The sequence below is a fragment of the Robertmurraya sp. DFI.2.37 genome (genome assembly GCF_029211245.1).
In the GTDB taxonomy this organism is placed as follows: Bacteria; Bacillota; Bacilli; order Bacillales; family Cytobacillaceae; genus Robertmurraya; species Robertmurraya methanolica_A.
In genome coordinates this window covers 37,352-56,610 of sequence record NZ_JARGEJ010000028.1, presented here as the reverse complement: position 1 = coordinate 56,610, position 19,259 = coordinate 37,352, and the positions used below count along the sequence as shown (strand labels likewise).

At 38.8% G+C, this 19,259-nt stretch carries 17 protein-coding genes; all 17 read right to left on the bottom strand.

Annotated elements, in window-relative coordinates:
• Nucleotides 1–777: 777 nt before the first annotated feature.
• Nucleotides 778–1,791, bottom strand: coding sequence for an ABC transporter ATP-binding protein (locus tag PZE06_RS15245; RefSeq protein ID WP_150916722.1), 1,014 nt, complete (start codon nt 1,789–1,791; stop codon nt 778–780).
• 16 nt (nt 1,792–1,807) lie between these two features.
• Nucleotides 1,808–2,716: a C40 family peptidase gene (locus tag PZE06_RS15240; protein ID WP_191963235.1), complete on the bottom strand. Its 909-nt coding sequence runs from the start codon at nt 2,714–2,716 to the stop codon at nt 1,808–1,810.
• The gene (locus PZE06_RS15235) at nt 2,709–3,809 is read right to left on the bottom strand and encodes a dipeptide epimerase (protein ID WP_150916720.1); all 1,101 of its coding nucleotides are present in this window, start codon (nt 3,807–3,809) and stop codon (nt 2,709–2,711) included. Before PZE06_RS15235 ends, PZE06_RS15240 begins: the two co-directional genes overlap by 8 nt.
• 70 nt (nt 3,810–3,879) lie before the next feature.
• The gene (locus tag PZE06_RS15230; RefSeq protein ID WP_150916718.1) at nt 3,880–5,517 is read right to left on the bottom strand and encodes a peptide ABC transporter substrate-binding protein; all 1,638 of its coding nucleotides are present in this window, start codon (nt 5,515–5,517) and stop codon (nt 3,880–3,882) included.
• A gap of 67 nt (nt 5,518–5,584) precedes the next feature.
• Nucleotides 5,585–6,583: an ABC transporter ATP-binding protein gene (locus tag PZE06_RS15225; RefSeq protein WP_150916716.1), complete on the bottom strand. Its 999-nt coding sequence runs from the start codon at nt 6,581–6,583 to the stop codon at nt 5,585–5,587.
• 5 nt (nt 6,584–6,588) lie between these two features.
• Nucleotides 6,589–7,539: an ABC transporter permease gene (locus PZE06_RS15220; protein WP_150916714.1), complete on the bottom strand. Its 951-nt coding sequence runs from the start codon at nt 7,537–7,539 to the stop codon at nt 6,589–6,591.
• Nucleotides 7,539–8,471, bottom strand: coding sequence for an ABC transporter permease (locus PZE06_RS15215; protein WP_150916712.1), 933 nt, complete (start codon nt 8,469–8,471; stop codon nt 7,539–7,541). Before PZE06_RS15215 ends, PZE06_RS15220 begins: the two co-directional genes overlap by 1 nt.
• 11 nt (nt 8,472–8,482) lie before the next feature.
• Nucleotides 8,483–9,307: a M55 family metallopeptidase gene (locus tag PZE06_RS15210; protein ID WP_150916710.1), complete on the bottom strand. Its 825-nt coding sequence runs from the start codon at nt 9,305–9,307 to the stop codon at nt 8,483–8,485.
• Between the two features lie 445 nt (nt 9,308–9,752).
• Nucleotides 9,753–10,235, bottom strand: a complete 483-nt coding sequence (locus PZE06_RS15205) for a hypothetical protein (RefSeq protein WP_150916708.1) — start codon at nt 10,233–10,235, stop codon at nt 9,753–9,755.
• Nucleotides 10,236–10,256: 21 nt separating this feature from the next.
• Complete coding sequence (gene ribF / locus PZE06_RS15200; protein ID WP_150916706.1) at nt 10,257–11,207, bottom strand: riboflavin biosynthesis protein RibF; 951 nt, start codon at nt 11,205–11,207, stop codon at nt 10,257–10,259.
• Between the two features lie 454 nt (nt 11,208–11,661).
• The gene (locus PZE06_RS15195; RefSeq protein WP_150916704.1) at nt 11,662–12,054 is read right to left on the bottom strand and encodes an OsmC family protein; all 393 of its coding nucleotides are present in this window, start codon (nt 12,052–12,054) and stop codon (nt 11,662–11,664) included.
• 33 nt (nt 12,055–12,087) lie between these two features.
• The gene (locus PZE06_RS15190; RefSeq protein WP_150916702.1) at nt 12,088–13,083 is read right to left on the bottom strand and encodes an ABC transporter ATP-binding protein; all 996 of its coding nucleotides are present in this window, start codon (nt 13,081–13,083) and stop codon (nt 12,088–12,090) included.
• Nucleotides 13,064–14,080 (bottom strand): ABC transporter ATP-binding protein, encoded by a 1,017-nt coding sequence (locus PZE06_RS15185; RefSeq protein WP_150916700.1) that lies wholly within the window; start codon nt 14,078–14,080, stop codon nt 13,064–13,066. Before PZE06_RS15185 ends, PZE06_RS15190 begins: the two co-directional genes overlap by 20 nt.
• A 24-nt stretch (nt 14,081–14,104) precedes the next feature.
• A complete protein-coding gene (locus tag PZE06_RS15180; protein WP_150916698.1) occupies nt 14,105–15,007 on the bottom strand; it encodes an ABC transporter permease in 903 nt (300 codons plus the stop codon).
• A gap of 15 nt (nt 15,008–15,022) precedes the next feature.
• Nucleotides 15,023–15,973, bottom strand: coding sequence for an ABC transporter permease (locus PZE06_RS15175; RefSeq protein WP_150916696.1), 951 nt, complete (start codon nt 15,971–15,973; stop codon nt 15,023–15,025).
• 211 nt (nt 15,974–16,184) lie between these two features.
• On the bottom strand, nt 16,185–17,762 hold the full coding sequence (locus PZE06_RS15170; protein ID WP_150916694.1) for an ABC transporter substrate-binding protein: 1,578 nt from the start codon (nt 17,760–17,762) through the stop codon (nt 16,185–16,187).
• Nucleotides 17,763–18,089: 327 nt separating this feature from the next.
• Nucleotides 18,090–19,181 (bottom strand): AbrB family transcriptional regulator, encoded by a 1,092-nt coding sequence (locus PZE06_RS15165; RefSeq protein ID WP_150916692.1) that lies wholly within the window; start codon nt 19,179–19,181, stop codon nt 18,090–18,092.
• Nucleotides 19,182–19,259: the final 78 nt, after the last annotated feature.

Here is a 19,259-nt window from a genome sequence, read left to right as displayed (position 1 = left end):
AAAAACCCATCTTCTGTCCGAATCATTTGTCTATTCGGACTCAACTTAATGGAAATGCCCATCTTCTGTCCGAATCATTCGTCTATTCGGACTCAGCTTAATGAAAAAACCCATCTTCTGTCCGAATGATTGCTCTATTCGGACTCAACTTAATGAAAAAACCCATCTTCTGTCCGAATCATTTGTCTATTCGGACTCAACTTAATGGAAATGCCCATCTTCTGTCCGAATCATTCGTCTATTCGGACTTAGCTTAATGAAAAAACCCATCTTCTGTCCGAATCATTTGTCTATTCGGACTCAACTTAATGGAAATGCCCATCTTCTGTCCGAATCATTCGTCTATTCGGACTCAGCTTAATGAAAAAACCCATCTTCTGTCCGAATCATTCGTCTATTCGGACTCAACTTAATGGAAAAGCCCATCTTCTGTCCGAATCATTGACCTATTCGGACTCAGCTTGTTGGAAATGCCCATCTTCTGTCCGAATCATTGACCTATTCGGACTCAACTTATTGAAAATGCCCATCTTCTGTCCGAATCATTGCTCTATTCGGACTTAGCTTAATGAAAAAACCCATCTTCTGTCCGAATCATTGACCTATTCGGACTCAGCTTAATGAAAAAACCCATCTTCTGTTCGAATCATTGCTCTATTCGGACTCATCATGCCAGATAAGCCGACAAAGTGCCAAATAATCGCCCCTATTCGGATTAAGCGTACAAGAAAACTTCTCCAAAAATAACAAATATCCAAAAGCCTCTTTTGTTCTATCTCAAGACTTTGCCCAAAAATTAACTTTCGGATGATTCCTTCCTGTTCCTGCTTTGCTATAAAGATGGCAAGCTACATAATGCTCCTGCTCTATTTCCTGCCAATCAGGCTTTATTTGAGAACAAAGATCCATAGCTTCAGGACAACGGGTCCTAAAGACACAACCGCTTGGCGGATCAATTGGACTTGGGATATCCCCTTCTAAAATTATGCGCTCTCGTTTATCCTCTATATCTGGATCAGGAATTGGAATAGCTGATAATAATGCTTTTGTATACGGGTGAAGCGGCTTTCTGTACAGTTGTTTACTCGTTGTCTGCTCAACAAGATGGCCTAAATACATAACTCCAATGCGATCGCTAATTTGTTTAACCATTGACAGGTCGTGAGCAATAAATAAATATGTTAATCCTTTTTCCTTTTGCAGTCTTTTTAACAGATTGACAACTTGTGCTTGAACGGAGACATCTAAAGCAGAAATTGGTTCGTCTGCGATGATAAAATCTGGATCCAAAGCCAAAGCGCGAGCAATCCCTATTCTTTGCCTCTGACCACCACTAAACTCATGTGGATAACGATTGGCATGTTCGCGATTTAAGCCCACATCCTCCAGCAATTGATAAACTCGTTCTAGTCGTTCCAGCTTATTTCCATATAGCCCATGAACTTCCATCGGCTCTGAAATGATTTCCTGTACAGTCGACCTCGGATTTAACGAAGCATATGGATCTTGAAAAATCATCTGCATTTTTTGATGCAATTTAAACTTTTCCATTTTAGTGAGCGTATGAACGTTTTGTCCGCTAAACTTAACCTCTCCATCTGTTTGCTCGTATAACCCAATAATTGTCCGTCCTGCAGTTGATTTCCCGCAGCCTGATTCACCAACGACCCCAAAGGTCTCTCCCTTATGAATATGAAAAGAGACTCCGTCAACCGCTTTTAAAACTGTTCTTTTTGAAAGGGAAAAATACTTTTTCAGGTTTTTCACCTCAAGCAGAATCTCTTTTGTCATTTTTCATTCCTCCGCATCACCAATAGCGCCTTGCTGCACATAGTTCTTTTTCGTAAAAAGTATCCTTTAGCTCAATGATTTCAATTGCTTTTCCAGTCTTTGGCGAATGAAGCATTTTCCCATCACCATAATAGATCCCGACATGATGAATTTTTCCTTTTCCCTCTTCATAAGCAAAGAAAAGGAGATCCCCTGGCTCAAGCTCAGTTAATTTCACCGGGACTCCAGCCTGAGCTTGATCGATTGCATCACGAGGAATGATGTATCCATTTGCTTTACACATATTGTAGGTGAAGCCAGAGCAATCATATCCAAAGCTGCTCATTCCGCCCCAAAGATATGGTAAATGTAAAAACTTTTTCCCTTCCATAACGATGTCTCTTCCTGTGCGTTTTGTTTGTTCAGATTGGGAATTAACAAGCGTTACATCGATTTTCTTTAACATGCCTAATCCTATAGGTGTTCGTACCTCCACCCACTCCCCTTCATGACGAAGTAATGGTAATCTAGTTTGGAAGCTTAATCGGGCAACACCTCTCTGCTCCACATCGTAAAGCTCTGCTTTATTGCTTCTTACTACAGCGATTGCGCTGTTTTCCACTTCCCAATCCGCAGTCTGAACTAATTGTCCTTTTGGTATCCAGCCTGGATAACCTCGCTTATCTTTCGATGATGGCTGACTCGGCACCAATACCTTTAGCCACTCAGCATTCTCCTCAAGCACTTGTACTTTTTCCCCTAATAAAACCTGCGTTTGCACTAGATTTGCTTGGTGAAGTTCCAATAAGTCCCCATGGGATTGCCCTTCAATCCAGCCTTGGATATCCACTGGGTTCGTAATCGCCTTTTTATCTAGGGGACGCGGGGAACTAGGCAATGTCCATATTGTCGCAACTGGCACATTGACTACCCACTCATTATTCATCTGCACCATCACCTTTCACCATTATTTGTGAAATGCCTAATCCAACTTCTTTTGGAAAAGTAATTCTCCTTCCATTGTAAATTAGACCTCCTTCTACAATTTCTTTGGCAAGCATAAGCGGAGCATCAAAATCGTAGCGTGTAATATTCTTTTTACTCGCTGCAAAATGTGCAGCTGCTGTAATACCGAGACGGGTTTCAATCATACTTCCAACCATGCATTCTACACCACTGACTTCTGCCAACTGGTTAATAATAGTAGCTTGATAGATTCCTCCCGCTTTCATTAGCTTAATATTAATTAAATCAGCACTTCTTGTTTTCACTACTTCCAACGCCTGTTTAGCCGTAAAAACACTTTCATCCGCCATAATTAGTGTATCAACCGAATCTGTAACCTTTTTTAACCCTTTTAAATCATAGGCCTTTACTGGCTGCTCTACCAGTTCAATATTTAAATCCAAATCTTCCATTTTGCGAATCGTTCTAATTGCATCCTTTGCATTCCAGCCTTGATTGGCATCGAGTCGAATTTTAATTTCTTTTCCGACACGTTTTCTTATTTCAATAATTCTCCCGAGATCAGTTGCAGCATCATCCTTGCCAACTTTGACCTTTAAAACATTAAAACCTTGCTGAATGTAATGAACGGCATCTTCTCCCATTTCTTCCGGTCCGTTCACGCTTACCGTGAAATCCGTTTCAACTTCATCCCTATACCCGCCGAGAAATTGATAAAGGGGCATTTTACAATATTGTGCCAAGCAATCATACATCGCCATATCAACCGCCGCTTTTGCACTTGAATTCCCAACGAGAATTTCCTGTAATCCTTGAAAGAGAGCTTCATAGTTAAGGAGATTTTTATTTTGTAAAAACGGCTTTATGATATATTCAATGGCTGCTTCAATACTCGCAAGGCTATCACCTGTAATGACATGAGTCGGAGGTGCTCCTCCCCATCCACTGATCCCATTGTCGCAAATCATTTCAACAATGATTGACTCAGCCACAGTAACCGTTCTTAGTGCTGTTTTAAAAGGTTTGTAGAGGGGGACGGCTACTTTAAACGTTTTTATCTCAACAATTTTCATCAATACCATCCTTTTTCCACGGACGTGATAGAAAAGAGATGCCCAGAAAGAACATCCCTTCTTTTCATATTTATTGCTTATCTGCCCATTTGAATTCAATATACCCAACAGGATGACGAATAACACCTGTTACCGCATCATTCTGTAAATATGGCTGATTATAAAAATAAAGTGGAAAGATAGGAGCTTCTTCCATTAAAATTTGTTCTGCTTTATATAGGAGCTCAAAACGCTTTTCTTCATTTGCCTCATTTTTCGCATCCTTGATTAATTGATCGTATTCAGCATTGCTCCAACCAGTACGATTCATAGAATGACCTGTTTGAAAACTTTCCAGAGAATTAATTGGATCGGCAAAATCGTTTAAGAATGAGCTTCTTGAAAGTTGGTACTTTAATTGTTTTTGCTCATCTAAAAATACGCTTGACTCTACACTTTCAAGCTTCACATCGACACCCAATGCCTCTTTAAACATCGGTTGAAGCGCTTCGGCAATCTTCTTGTGCTGTTCACTTGAACTATATGTTAAAACCACTTCAGGAAGGGTATCATAGCCCTCTTCTTCCATCCCTTTTTCAAGCAATACCTTTGCTTCTTCAATATTTGTTTTAAGAAGATCCCCGTTTGTTTCGCGAAAATCTTGACCCTTTGCATCTGTGAATCCTGGCGATACAAAGCCATATGCTGGCTCTTCTCGATTTTTCGTTACAAAATCAACAATCTGCTGTTGATCGACTGCCAGTGCAAAGGCTTTACGAATATTTTTATTTTGGAAAGGCTCCTGAGAAACATTGAATCTAAAAAAATACAGTCCTGCTTGCTCAACAATGTCCACTGCACCTTCTTCAAAAAGCTTTTCACTCAGTTCTGCAGGTACATCAGATGAATCTAACTCTCCTGATTGATACATTTGATATTCAGTATTCGAATCATCAACCATCGCCCAATGAATTTTATCAACTTTGACCGTTTCTGCATCCCAATATTGTTCATTCTTTTCCATGACAAGATGGCTGTCATGCTGCCATTCAGTTAGTTTAAATGGCCCGTTCCCAACAAATGTTGCCGCCTCAGCAAACCATTGAGGATTATCTGCTGCAACCTTTTCGTTAATCGGAAAAAACGTTGGGAGTGAAATAATGTTTAAGAAATATGCTTGCGGACTTGTTAACCTTACCTCTAAAGTTTTTTCGTCTATTGCTTTAACAGCAACGTCATCCGCGGATCCTTCTCCGCTATTATAGCTTTCTGCCCCCTCGATTAAATAAGCCAAAAAAGCCGATGAAGCTGCAAGCTCCGGATCTAATGCCCGCTTCCAAGCAAATTCAAAATCACCTGCCGTAACATCATCCCCATTCGACCATTTTGCATCAGCACGAATATGAAATGTATAGGTTTTCCCATCTTCCGAAACATCCCAATCCTCCGCAATGGCAGGCTGTGGAAGATGTTCTTCATTTAAGCGGGTAAGTCCCTCCATAATGTTATTCAATGGACTCCATGACACAGCATTAAAGCCCACTGGTGGATCAAATGTCGTAGGTTCCTCTCCATTATTCCAATAAATCACTTTTTCACTTGTTTCTTCCTGCCTGTTTTCATCAGCATCACCATCAGTCTCAGTCCCAGCATCTTCTCGTGCTGTACAAGCCGCAAGGATGAAAATGAAAAGAATAGCCATTAAAAATTGTGACGAGCGTTTTTTCATTTGTTTTCCCCCTTATTTTTTATCAGAATATATAACTTCTGGAGAAAAACTAATTCTCCAAAAGAAGCTACCGTTGTAAAGCAAGCATCTGTTTTGCCCGTTCGTCCTGAAGCCAGCAGTTTACGTGGTGTTCTTTCCCATATTTCGTTTTTTGCGGATAAACTTTATCACACACTTCCATTGCATATTGACATCTGGCTACAAATGGACAGCCAGGCGGTGGAGCAAATAAATCAGGCGGTGAACCAGCAATTGGAATCAGCTCTGCATTTTCTAAATCCAAGCGAGGAACAGAATTTAACAACCCTTTCGTATAGGGATGTTGCGGCTTATAAAAAATATCCCTTCTTGTTCCCGTCTCTACCACTTTTCCGGCATACATAACTGCTATTCGATCTGCAACTTGAGCAACTACACCTAAATCATGAGTAATGAGAATAATCGACACTCCTGTTTTCTTTTGAATATCTCTAAACAAATCAAGAATTTGAGCTTGAATAGTTACATCGAGCGCTGTTGTCGGTTCATCTGCAATCATCACTTCAGGTTCACAAACTAATGCCAACGCGATGACAATCCTTTGTCTCATTCCCCCGCTAAACTGGTGAGGATACTGTTTTAGACGACTTTCCGGACTCGGTATGCCAACTAAACGCATCATTTCCAACGCTTTTTTCTGCGCTTCGCTCCGTGAAATTTTCTGATGCTGAATGATTCCCTCCATCAGTTGAGTTCCGATCGTCAAAGTTGGATTCAAAGCAGTCATTGGATCTTGAAAGATCATCGAAATATCAGCCCCGCGAATTTTACGCAAATCTTTATCCTTCAATGCCGCTAAATTACTTCCTTTAAAAAGAATCTTTCCATCTGTTATTTTCCCTGGTGGGTTTGGAATTAAGCCCATAATACTTTTGGCAGTCACACTTTTTCCACAACCTGATTCGCCAACAATCGCAAGTGTCTCCCCTTTATACAAATCAAAGCTAACACCGCGAACCGCATGAACCTCTCCACCAAATGTCGTGAAGGAAACATGCAATTCCTTTACTTCAAGAATTTTCACCATGATGTTTACCTCCTTAACTTCGGATCTAATGCGTCTTGTAGTCCATCTCCTAAAACATTAAAAGAAAACATTGTTAACGAGATGAAAAAAGCAGGAAAAAACAGACGCCACCAATCTCCTGAAAGAATGACAGGCAATGCATCACTTGCCATCGAGCCCCAGCTCGCTAACGGAGGCTGGATGCCAATTCCAAGGAAGCTAAGGAAAGCCTCAGCAAAAATAGCTGAAGGCACGGTCAATGTCATTTGAACGATAATCGGCCCCATCGTATTAGGGAGAAGATTCCTGCGAATAATTCTTGACGTTTTCGTACCAAAGGTTTGCGATGCAAGGACAAATTCGTAGTTTTTGATTTGCAGAACTTGTCCTCTTACCATCCTGGCCATCCCTACCCAGCCTGTAATAGAAAGGGCAAAAATGATCGAAAACAATCCCGGTTCCAGGACAACACTTACTAATATAACCACTAATAAATAAGGAAGACCGTAAAGAATTTCAACAAAACGCATCATATAATGGTCGAGCTTTCCGCCTTTATAGCCTGCGATTCCTCCATACGTAACGCCAATGATAAAGTCGATAAGTGCTGCAACAACACCAACAAAGAGTGAAATTCGCGCTCCTTCCCATGTTCTTGCAAACACGTCACGCCCTAACTCATCCGTACCAAACCAATGCTCAGATGAAGGAGGTAAATTTTGTTGTTGAAGCACTTGATGGGTAGCGGAATGAGGCGAGATAATTGGTCCAAAAATAGCCATAAATATTAGTAAAATTAAACAAACCAAACCAACCATCGCCAGTTTGTTTTTGAGCAAACGACGCCACGCATCCTTCCAATATGACACACTTGGCCGAATGACAGTCTCCGCTTCTCCTAATATTCTTTTTTTAGGTACGAACCACTCATCCATAACGCTGGCTCGTTTACTCTCTTGCTGCTTCGGTGCTTCCATCATTTCGCCTCCTTTCTATGCAGCTTAATTCTAGGGTCGAGAAGACCGTAGGCAACATCCACTAAAAATAAGAGAAAAATTAATAATGTGCTGTAAAAGATTGTTGTTCCCATAATAACCGGATAATCGCGATTATTAATACTATCAACAAAATACTTGCCCATTCCTGGAATCGCAAAAATCTTTTCAATCACAAAGGTCCCTGTTAATATTCCTGCAGCTAGTGAGCCGAGCACAGTCACAACTGGAAGCAAAGCGTTTTTCAAAGCATGCTTTAAGACAATTTTTGCAGGAGTTAACCCTTTCGCTTTTGCCGTTAAAATATAATCCTGAGTCAATACTTCCAACATACTTGAGCGGGTTAAGCGGGCAATAATCGCCATTGGACCAGTGGCGAGTGCTAAAGTCGGCAGCACCATATGCCTCCAACTTTTCCACGTCGCAACAGGCAATAATTCCCAATTAACAGCAACTTGTTGAATTAGTAAGGTTGCAAAAACAAAGTTTGGAATTGAAATCCCTAAAACAGCAATCGTCATCGCCATATAATCAATAATCCCATTATGGCGAAGGGCAGCAAGGACTCCTAATGTAATTCCTGAAAGAATCGCTACCGTTAATGTTACAAGTCCAAGCTCAAATGAGACGGGAAAACCTCTGCCCAACAATTCATTAACTGTTTGCGAGGATTTTTTTATTGACGGGCCAAAATCAAACTGAATAACAGATTTTAAATACTCTATGTATTGGACTGGAACAGGCTTGTCTAAATTAAAATGGGCCTCCAAATTCCTCTGAACTGCCTCGCTCGTGCTTCTTTCTTCATTAAAAGGAGAACCAGGAAGAGCATGCATCAGAAAAAAGGTTAATGTAATAATAAGCCACAATGTGATCAGCATAGCGATGAAACGTTTTACTAAATATTTCGTCATTGTCTCACTCCCTAACAGAAATCGGTTTGCATCGCTAACTCAGTCATGACAAGCATTGCTTGGTAGGCTTCTAATATATTTTTTGCTTGGTAACGCACAATGGTTGAATTTGCTTCAATTTCTGTTCCTGGCATTAAATGGGCCCATTCAGCTTGACCATAATTGGCAAATTCAATTCGTAATAAAGGAGCTTCTGGAGGGATGAGTGGTTTAACAATCGCTCTATTTTTCAAAGCTATTTCTGTTTTTTCTTTTAAAAGCTGGCCAGCCTTTGTTGGGGTAAGAGTTTTTACTGCAGAGCGTGTAATTGTTTTTTTAACTACGGCTGTCGTAACGTTAGGAATTAATTCTTCAGCTTCTTTCGCAGCCTGATCATCGCCTGCGACCATTAAAACAGGAACGCCGTAGTAACCGGCAACATAGGCATTAAAGCCCAGTTCACCAACAGGAATATCATTTATGTAAAAATTCCGAACGCCAAAAATCATTGAATGACTCATAACACCTTTCATGGAGGCTCTAGCATGATAACCGACAAAGATAGCCCCCGTAAAACTGTTGTCTAAACCTTCAACCATTGAAAATGGCTTAACACCGCCATTTATTAACTGTGTTTCTGGATGAAGTTTTTCTACTAGTAAATTGTTCATTTTGGAGTGGCTATCATTGACGATTACTTCTTTACAACCTTGCTCAAAAGCTGTATTAATTACATAATTGGCTTCATCTGTCATGATTTGGCGCGAACGTTCATAATTATGAGCAGATGAATCAACATGAGTATAATCTACTAATCCTGTTATTCCTTCCATATCAACAGACATATATAGTTTCATAAACGAACCCCTTTAAAATTATTTTAATATTTTTAATTATTATAAATTAAAGAATTATCTTATTCAATGAAATAAAAATAAAATAACTAATTTTTCTAAAAAATTTGAATATAAAGACCTACAGTGTAATCTGTAGGTCCTAGTTTCTATCATTGCATTTTTTTAAGTGAAACAGCGATAAAAATGCTTGATTTCCTCTTTCTAGGTCAAACGACGAGCATTTATTTCTTTTTGTGCAACGGAGGGCTCAGCCCTTCTACTTATTCCCCCAATGAGTGGAACTATATTAATTTTGATTTTCACTATGAGTACATTTTTCCAATAAAGGATTATACTTAGTGATAAAGATATACAACGACATATAACAAAAATGACCGCTGGCAAACTCGACTTGAGCGAGTTTGCCAGCAGCCTAAGTCCTACAATGACGATAACTCCACATTTTTTATAACTTTCTTTTTGGGTAAGAAAGAATTAGTCTGAAAACACCGCTAAAAATACCAACGAGAACAGCTAGATTGACAAGTGTATTTCCCCCAACTAAAATGTATGCAATAACATACAATAGTAATGGTTTCGTTAGCGTGAAAGCAATCATTTTCCATAATAATTGAAATTTTAGTCTTCTCTTCAACCATTTTCCTGTAAGAACACTTAAAAAGGATAACAGAGAAATTCCAATTACTGCATAAAAAACGATAAAAAATGGGTACAAAATAAGGATTTGGGCCTTGTAAACATACGCTGGCACCTCATTCATTACTCTAGAACTTTCCTGCAACAAGGTTATTTGTAGCGGTACAACTAGAATCAACAATAATATGAAAAAATAGCCTGCTGCCTCCTTTAGATCGATTCGATTTAAACGTACTACTGCTTCTTTTTTTGGCAACAATAAACAATCTCTAAAAATATCTAATTGCTTCAATTTCCTACCACCGTTTCCCCCTCATTGAACATCATTACCATTAATTAATTGCAAAATTTTCCCTGCTTCTAATTTATCTTTCTTCATTTGTTCAATTAACGGATCCAATCCCTGGAATTTAATTTCATCCCGTAAATAATGAAGAAAGGAAACAGTAATTTTCCGTCCATAGAGGTCATCATTAAAATTTAAGAAATGAACTTCAATTAAATAGTGAGCCCCATTAACAGTTGGGCGATAGCCAGCACTTATAAGAACATCCCATTTTTTTAAATTGGCATCCACTGTCGCTTGGCCGACATAAATACCTGGTTTAGGAAGCACATAAGCCTCTGTTAACTCCATATTCGCAGTAGGAAAACCAAGTTTTCTTCCGAGTGCCTGACCACCAACTACTGTTCCTGTAATGGTAAACGGTCGATAGAGCAGAGCATTCGTTTCCTTTATCTCCCCGTTTCTAATAAAAGTTCGAATCAAACTGCTGCTCACTTCTGCTCCATTTTCTGTTTCAAGCGGAACGACCATTACTTGAATGTTCAACATTTTGCAATATGCACTGAGCTCCTCAATTCCAGCTTCTCTACCTTTCCCAAAAACAAATCCTTCTCCAACGATGATTCGCTTCACATTTAAGCTTGCAATTTGCTCAAGGATAAATGTTTTTGCTGAAAGATTCGCATCTTCCTTTGTGAATGAAATACGATAATATCGCTGTACTCCAAACTCTTGAAGAAAGCGGATTTTTTCCGGCTCTGGCGTGAGCTTTTCCTTATATGTAACATCATCTGTCAATATCCAAAGTGGATGCTCTGAAAAGCTCATGACAGCAAGAATTTCCTCTTTTTGTTTGTATATTTGAGCTGTTTCAAGGACCTTTTGATGACCTTTATGAACTCCATCAAATTTTCCAATCATTAATACAAGCGGTTGAGAATCATCTGGAGGCAGCGTTTCAACTTCGATTATCTTCATTAAAAATACTCCTTATTCATTTTTGAAACTTTTTATATAAATTAGTATAAAAATAATGTAAACTTTGGCCATTTGTCATCAATTAATTAGAACATATTTCTCACTCTAAAAGCAACAATCTCAGTTAATATTCGTTTTCTCAAAAAGAGTGTCTAATAAAGCATAAGTACCGAAAAAAGGCTATGTTTTTCAGCCAAGCCATTGTTCCATAAAAAATAGTAGCAATACAAAGGAATTGCTACAGGGATTAAGTAATAAAGCCTTCACCGTGTTTTAGGGAAGCGCAAACTATGAGTGCTGTTCTTTCGAGCCAAGAAACCTAGATGAGATACTAAGGTTTTTAGGGGGTAATGGTAGTTACACCAATTTTAATAGTGGTCTAAACAAGAAAAAACTTAGTATCCTTAACAAAAAAGCAACCTAGAATTCATCACTAGAATTCTAGGCTCTAACATTATTTCTCAACTATCTCAGTTTGAATTTGCAGTCCTCTTCTAAGTGTATTCCCTATTGTACATGCACGTTCTGCCGAAACTACGAGCTTATTTTTATACTCTGGAGAAAAATGCTTAGGCAATGATATGTTCACATTGCATTGTTCAAAACGTGATGGACTGTCACTCGCCTTAATCGCATTCACTTCTATTGATATATCATCATCTTGCACTTCAATCCCATCTCTTTCAAGCATTCGATTAAGAACTATCGTAATACATAATCCTAATGATGCTTCAAACAATTCTTTTGGGTTTAATCCATCAAGATTCGCTGAAAAACTTCCTTCTACTTGAAATCCTACATTATTATAAATACCAACTTTTTCTTGCTCTTTTTTAATAACAGTCACCCAGCTCACTCCTTCAAATACTTGTCCTAAAAGTTATTCATATAAATGACATGCAACATAATGATCTTGTTTCATCTCTTTTCGCTGTGGCACTTCGATTCGGCATTTTTCCAGTGCAAATGGACAACGAGTATGAAACATGCAGCCTGATGGAGGATTTAATGGAGAGGGAATTTCTCCTTTCAAAACAATTCGCTCCCTTTTTCCAGCGCGATTCGTACGCGGTACAGCGGAAAATAATGCCTGTGTATAAGGATGAAGAGGCCTTGCAAAAATGTCTTCATTTCGACCCTCTTCAACGATATTTCCAAGATACATGACCCCAATTCGGTCTGATATATGCCTGACAACACTTATATCGTGGGTAATGAAAAGATAAGTTAAATGCAAATCATCCTGTAATTTCTGCAATAGATTAATTACTTGAGATTGAATTGATACATCGAGTGCAGATACCGGTTCATCGCAAATAACAATTTTCGGATTGACAACCAGCGCCCTTGCTAACCCGATTCGTTGTCTTTGACCACCGGAAAATTCATGAGGAAAGCGGTAATAATGCTCCATACCTAAGCCAACTTTTTCTAAAATATCAAAAACCCGTTCTCTTCTTTCGTTTTTATTGACATTGGTATGGATCATTAATGGCTCCTCTAATATTTTTCCAATTCGCTTTCTCGGATTTAAAGATGAGTATGGGTCCTGAAACACCATTTGTATATCTTTCCGCAAAAGGCGAACTTCCTTCTTCGAAGCTTGAAAAATATCTTTATCTTGAAAAAACACCTTCCCATTCGTTGGTTCAGTTAATCTCAAAATCGTACGCCCGGTTGTACTTTTACCAGATCCAGATTCTCCAACAAGACCATAGGTCTCTCCCTCATACAGCTTAAGTGTCACATCATTTACGGCTTTTACCTGTCCTTTTATTCCCCCTAAACGTCCAAATGGACCGGTAACAGGAAAGTATTTTTTCAAATTTTGAACTTCTAAAATGGGGTCGAGAGTTCTATTCGTTTGATGATTCATGAACAGCCTCCTTTTTGAGGATCTCTTTGTAATGCCAGCACCTAACCTTTTGAGTTGGACTATAGGCCTCCAATTCTGGAGCCTGTTCCTTGCAAAGCTCATCTGCATATGGACAGCGCGAGGCAAAACGACACCCGTGCGGAACTTTTTGCAAAGAAGGTACTGTTCCATCAATGGTATAAAGCTTTTGTAAACGCTCCCCTTCCAATTGTGGAATAGATTTAATCAAGCCCCTTGTATATGGATGAAGCGGCTCTGAAAAAAGGCAATCCGTATCCGTCTCCTCCACAATCTGACCAAGGTACATGACCATCACCCGAGTACAGATTTCAGCAACAACCCCTAAATCATGCGTGATGAAAATAACCCCCATGCCAAGCTGAGCATTTAACTCAGCGATTAAATCTAATATTTGCGCTTGAATCGTAACATCCAAGGCTGTTGTTGGTTCATCTGCTATTAATAATTTGGGCTGACACGAAAGGGCGATCGCGATCATAACCCGTTGCTGCATTCCTCCGGACAATTGATGCGGATATTCATTTATCCTCTTTTCTGGTGCAGGGATCCCTGTCAATCTAAGCATTTCAATTGCCTTTTGCTGTGCTTCTCTCTTATTGAGATTTTGGTGGATCATTAAAGACTCGCGAATTTGATCACCAATCGTATACACAGGGTTTAAAGAGCTGAGTGGATCTTGAAAGATCATCGAAAGATCATTGCCACGAATTTTCTGCATCATTGCTTTCGATAAGTTTAATAGATTTTCACCTTGAAAAAGAATTTCACCCTCATACTTAGCCGTGTATTTTTCATCGTATAGCCGCATTATCGACTGTGACATTACGCTCTTTCCACAGCCTGATTCTCCGACTACACCTACAATTTCGCCTTCATTCAGATGGAATGTGATTCCATCTACTGCCGTTATTTGGCCACGTTCGGTATGAAAATGAGTTTTTAAATTCTTTACTTCTAAAAGAGGCCTCTTCTCCATTCTTTACCTCCTTCTTTCTAGAAATCATTTAGATTTTTTTCCTGAGCTGTGCGGGTCAATAAAATCTCTCAGCCCATCACCTAGTAGATTTAGTCCTAATACTGACAAAACGATTGCCAAACCTGGGAATACAACCATCCACCATGCCTTAAAAATAACTAATTTTCCAGCTTGTAAAATATTTCCCCAGCTTGGGTCTGGTGCCGCTATCCCTGCACCTAAAAAGCTGAGTGCCGCTTCTGAAATGATCGCTTCTGCAAACACAAACGTTGCTTGTACGATCAGCGGAGAAATTGTATTTGGTGCAATATGTTGCCAAATAATTCGGGTCGCACTTGCTCCCTGTGCATGCATCGCCTCAATAAATGTCTGTTCTCTAATTACCAATGCTGAAGAACGAACAATCCGTGCAATATTTGGAGTAAAAACAATGCTTAAAGCAATGATAACATTAAGGGGAGACGGACCCAAGGCAGCCATTAATGCGATCGCTAATAAAATTCCCGGAATAGCCATTAAACCATCACATATTCTCATTAAAATATGATCAAGAGCAGCATAATAAATAGCATATAAACCGATAATCAGCCCTAAAATGGAGGAAATCAACGTTACGATTAAACCTATCCCCATAGAAACTTGGGCACCATAAACAATTCTTGTAAGCAAATCCCGGCCGAATTCATCGGTTCCAAGCCAGTGCTCTCCGCTCGGTGCATTCAACCTTTCCGCAACCTTCATTTCATACGGATCATAGGACACGAGCAATGGACCAATTAAAGCAATGAGCCCTAATACGATGAATATGAAACAGCCCATCACCATTAATTTATTGGCAAAAAATCGACGAAAAAACAATTGACGTTCTTGTTTTTTGAGACTTGCTTTAATAGTGCGAGCCCTCTCTACTTCTTTTACAGCGGCCACTCTCTCACCTCCTTGCTATTTGCGTTCAAGCCTTACCCTTGGATCGATCACACCATATAATAAATCCACGATCAAATTGATAAATACATATATTAAAGTCACAAACAGAACAACTCCTTGAATGACAGAAAAGTCTCTACGTTCAATGGAATTAATAATCAACTGACCTAAACCTGGTAAGTTAAAAATCGTTTCAACAACAACAGCTCCTGTAACCAATGTACCAAAGGACTGGCCGATCACCGTTAAAATAGGGAGGAATGCGTTTCTCAATGCATGCTTCGTTATGACTTTATGCTCTTTCACCCCTTTTGAACGTGCTGTTTTCACATAATTTTTATTTAAAACCTCCAGCATTGAAGAACGTGTCATTCTGGCGACAAGTGCAGCCTGTATGGCTCCTAATGAAAGCGCAGGTAAAATTAAATAGCGCAAATGTGTCCATAAACCTTCAGTTAATGGCTTATATCCAGCAATAGGCAACCATTGCAAATAAACTCCAAATGATAACATTAGCAACAGTCCAAGTAAAAAGCTAGGGACAGCCATTCCTAGTAAAGTTGCCACCATAAGGGCATGGTCGGTGAAGGAGCCTCTCCGATAAGCAGCAAAAATGCCAATTGGAATGGCAATAATTAACGCTACAATTTCAGCTAGAATGGCTAGAGAAATAGTTGGACCCAGATGACTCAAAATTGAGTCTAGCACAGGTTCTTTCATGAAGTATGATTGGCCAAAGTCTCCTTGAAGAACGCCTCCAACCCAAAGCAAATATTGCTTAACTATTGGTTCATTCAAGCCCATTTCTTCATTCAAGCTTGCTATTTGTTCTTCTGTAGCTTCCATTCCTAAAATAATCGCAGCTGGATCTCCAGGAGTAATATGTACAATTAGAAAGATAGCAACTGATACAACAAATAACACTGGGATAAGCGAGTAAATTCGTTTGAAAAGATAACTGAGCAAAGGAATCCCTCCTTTCTAAAAAATAAGGCTATGTTATGTTGGTGTTGATTTTTGGCCATTTTTTCCCCTTTCAGTCATACTAAAAAGGCGTACGGTTCAATGCTTCAAGCTAATTGAGCCAAAAATCGTTCTTTCACCATTTTTTTGCATCGCTAATAATAAAAAAGAATGCATTAATCCTCCATCGCAAACAAGCAATGGAGGATTAATTCTATTCGAGCACTTTCGTATTCCAAATGACTGGAGCTTCAAATACCTCAAAACCTTCAAGTTTATCAGTTGTCGCTAAAATGCTGTTATATTGACCAATAACTGTGGAAGAAAGAGTTTCATATAAATATCCTTGCAATTCGTCCCACTTCGCCTTCGCTTCTTCTGGACTACCCGCTGCTCTAATTTGCATCAATAACTCTGCAACATTTGCGTCATTTAATCCTGCCCAATCAGGATTAACAGCTAATAGCTGCGGCGGTGTTAATTGGTAACCATTGCTTGTGATAAAAATATCCCATTTGCTCAAGTCATTCTTTGTTTCCAAGAAAGTTGGAAAATCATAGTTTTCTATTTTTACATTTAAGCCCAATTGTCTTAATTGTTCTTGCACAACAGTAGTGGCTGTATACATTTCAGCATAATCTTGCGTAGTTAATAAAGTAATTTCCTCACCATTGTAGCCAGCATCCGCTAAGAGTGTCTTAGCTTTCTCAAGGTCTGCCTGATTATAATAATCTTTACCGGCATCACTAGCCCACTGAATTTGATTTGGATTCATATAACTTGGATCTAAGCTATACAACTCTTCATCGACAAAGCTCGCTAGCAAAATTTCATCCATATTAAATGCAGTATTTATCGCTTGACGAATATTTACATCTGCCAACACACCTTCGTTAGTGTTAAAAAACATCGTCAGCGTTCCTCCAACAAATGTATACACATTTATATCATCGATGCTATTCAATTGCTCGTAGCTTTCTGTTGGAATGCTATCGGCAATATCATATTCACCAGTTTGAATTCCAGCTATGCGTGTAGAATGGTCTGTCACAAAGTGATAAAACACATCTTCAACAAACACCTCTTTTTTGCCTGCAAATCCACTTGCTTCTTCGTCAACTGCCTGATACTCATCATATTTACTTAACTTTATATATTGGTCTTGCTTCCACTCTTCAAATTGAAAAGGACCTGTTCCGATGTACTCAGTTACGCCTTCAGCAGGAGCAGAATCGATAATCTCCTTAGGCATAATGGCTGGGAAATTAGCCTGAGATGCCATAATAATCAAAACATCCGACGCTGCGTTTTCTAAATTTAAAACTACCGTATACGGATCTTCAGCTGCAAAATTAGCATTTTCTAATAATGATTTTGCACGTGATGACTTTTCTAACCAACGATTCATCGAAGCTACAACATCCTCAGAAGTCATCTCTTTTCCATTATGAAATAGAATTCCTTCCCGCAGCTTAAATGTATATGTCTTTCCATCATCGCTAATGTCCACTGACTCAGCTAACATTGGCGTAGGTTCATAATCTTCATTCAACGTGTAAAGTGTTTCAAAGATATTACCTGCGATATCTAGGGCAACTTGCGATACAGTCATCGCCGAATCCAGAGTCGGCGGCTGAGCCGTTACGGCAATATCGATTTCATCTTTGTAGCTAATATTTGCGCTAGAATTGTCATCTGACTTTCCAGCTTTGCTATCATTATTGCTGCAACCGATTGCCGTCAAGGCAAATAGAGCCAGCAAAAATACAATCCCCCAAAATTTCCTATTCATATGTATTCCCTCCTGTTGATTACAATATTTCAGTTTCCTTATAATTCTTACCTTTTTAATAGGTTTTGTAGGTTAGAAGAATCATAACCTATTGCCTATGTAGTGTCAATGTATAAAAACTGGATATTCCTACTGTTTATGTTTATTTCACAGGAAGCTAGCCGGATCTTAAAAAAATGTCCTTTAGACCGAGCATGGTCGATGCCTTAACTATTGTTTTCTTAAAAACATTTTATTGCATTTTTCCCCTTTTTGAAAATCAGCTATGTGAGGAAAAATCACTACCAACATGAAACAAAATCTAATAAACATTATTCTTCATTTCGCTTAGCTATCACGATAGTTTTTTTGATACAAATAGTGAATAAACCATCGCAGCAATGGCGGTACGACAAAAAAGATAAAAAACAAGCGAAACAATTGATAACCAGCTACAATTGACAAATCTGCATGGATTTCAGCAGCGATAATTCCCATTTGATCCATCCCACCTGGTGCAAGACTAAGAGCACTAGTGGAAAATGATATGTCTTTGACATAAGATAAAAGCAAGCTCAATCCCCAAGAGCCAAAAAGTAATAAAGCACCTGAAGCAACTGCTGTCGTCATCATTTTAAATTTATATTCGATTTGCTCTAAATCGAATAATAATCCAATGTACGCTCCGATCATTAATTGAGAAGCATCCAAAAGCGTAGATGGTAGAGTCGGACCGATATAGCCAAATAGCCCTATAATAGCCGTTGCGAAAATAGGACCCACTAAAAACGGAGTCGGTAGTTTTATTTTCCTCGCGATAAAAATGGACAGGATCACGACAGGAATAAAGAGTAGGATATTGGGAAATAAATCGCCCCAGCGGAACATTGGAGAATGGATAAAAGTTACAGTTCTAGGTGTTTCCGTCGCCACAAAAGGACTAAATACGAACAAAGGAACAAAAATAATAATTAAAATCAATCTTGACACTTGCAGAAATGTGACAATCGACAAATTTATACTTTTAATCTCTTCACCAAGAAGAAGCATTTGCGAAAGTCCACCAGGAATACTGCCAATCAAAACTGAAGGAAAATCTAATTGCGTTAATTTCGAAATAACAAAAGCTAGACCAACACAAAAACTAATCACTACGATTGTACTTAGAAAAATCGTTGGAAGCTGAGAAAGAATAAACATAATAGCATCCTTTGTAAACGATAATCCAATTGAATACCCAACAATAACGATCGCAATATCTCTGATTGCACTTGGCCAATATAACTTTAATCCAAGACTAGAGGCAATTAGAACAGCAATCATTGAACCGAGCAACCATGGAATTGGAATATGGATTAAATAAGCAATCACTCCACCAGTTATGGCAATAATTAACGTTTTTAAGAAAACAAATGGTAAAGTATGATCCTTTTTAGTCAAAATATCATGCACCTCTTTATTGCAAATAAATAAATTACAATTACTAGTATAGGGTAAACAAATAGAAGAAACCACCTT

Coding starts and splice junctions, on each gene's coding strand:
- PZE06_RS15170 (WP_150916694.1), bottom strand. CDS start 17,762: ATGAATAGGAAATTTTGGGGGATTGTATTTTTGCTGGCTCTATTTGCC.
- PZE06_RS15225 (WP_150916716.1), bottom strand. CDS start 6,583: ATGGTGAAAATTCTTGAAGTAAAGGAATTGCATGTTTCCTTCACGACA.
- PZE06_RS15240 (WP_191963235.1), bottom strand. CDS start 2,716: ATGAATAATGAGTGGGTAGTCAATGTGCCAGTTGCGACAATATGGACA.
- PZE06_RS15190 (WP_150916702.1), bottom strand. CDS start 13,083: ATGAATCATCAAACGAATAGAACTCTCGACCCCATTTTAGAAGTTCAA.
- PZE06_RS15245 (WP_150916722.1), bottom strand. CDS start 1,791: ATGACAAAAGAGATTCTGCTTGAGGTGAAAAACCTGAAAAAGTATTTT.
- PZE06_RS15210 (WP_150916710.1), bottom strand. CDS start 9,307: ATGAAACTATATATGTCTGTTGATATGGAAGGAATAACAGGATTAGTA.
- PZE06_RS15215 (WP_150916712.1), bottom strand. CDS start 8,471: ATGACGAAATATTTAGTAAAACGTTTCATCGCTATGCTGATCACATTG.
- PZE06_RS15235 (WP_150916720.1), bottom strand. CDS start 3,809: ATGAAAATTGTTGAGATAAAAACGTTTAAAGTAGCCGTCCCCCTCTAC.
- PZE06_RS15230 (WP_150916718.1), bottom strand. CDS start 5,517: ATGAAAAAACGCTCGTCACAATTTTTAATGGCTATTCTTTTCATTTTC.
- ribF (WP_150916706.1), bottom strand. CDS start 11,207: ATGAAGATAATCGAAGTTGAAACGCTGCCTCCAGATGATTCTCAACCG.
- PZE06_RS15220 (WP_150916714.1), bottom strand. CDS start 7,539: ATGGAAGCACCGAAGCAGCAAGAGAGTAAACGAGCCAGCGTTATGGAT.
- PZE06_RS15185 (WP_150916700.1), bottom strand. CDS start 14,080: ATGGAGAAGAGGCCTCTTTTAGAAGTAAAGAATTTAAAAACTCATTTT.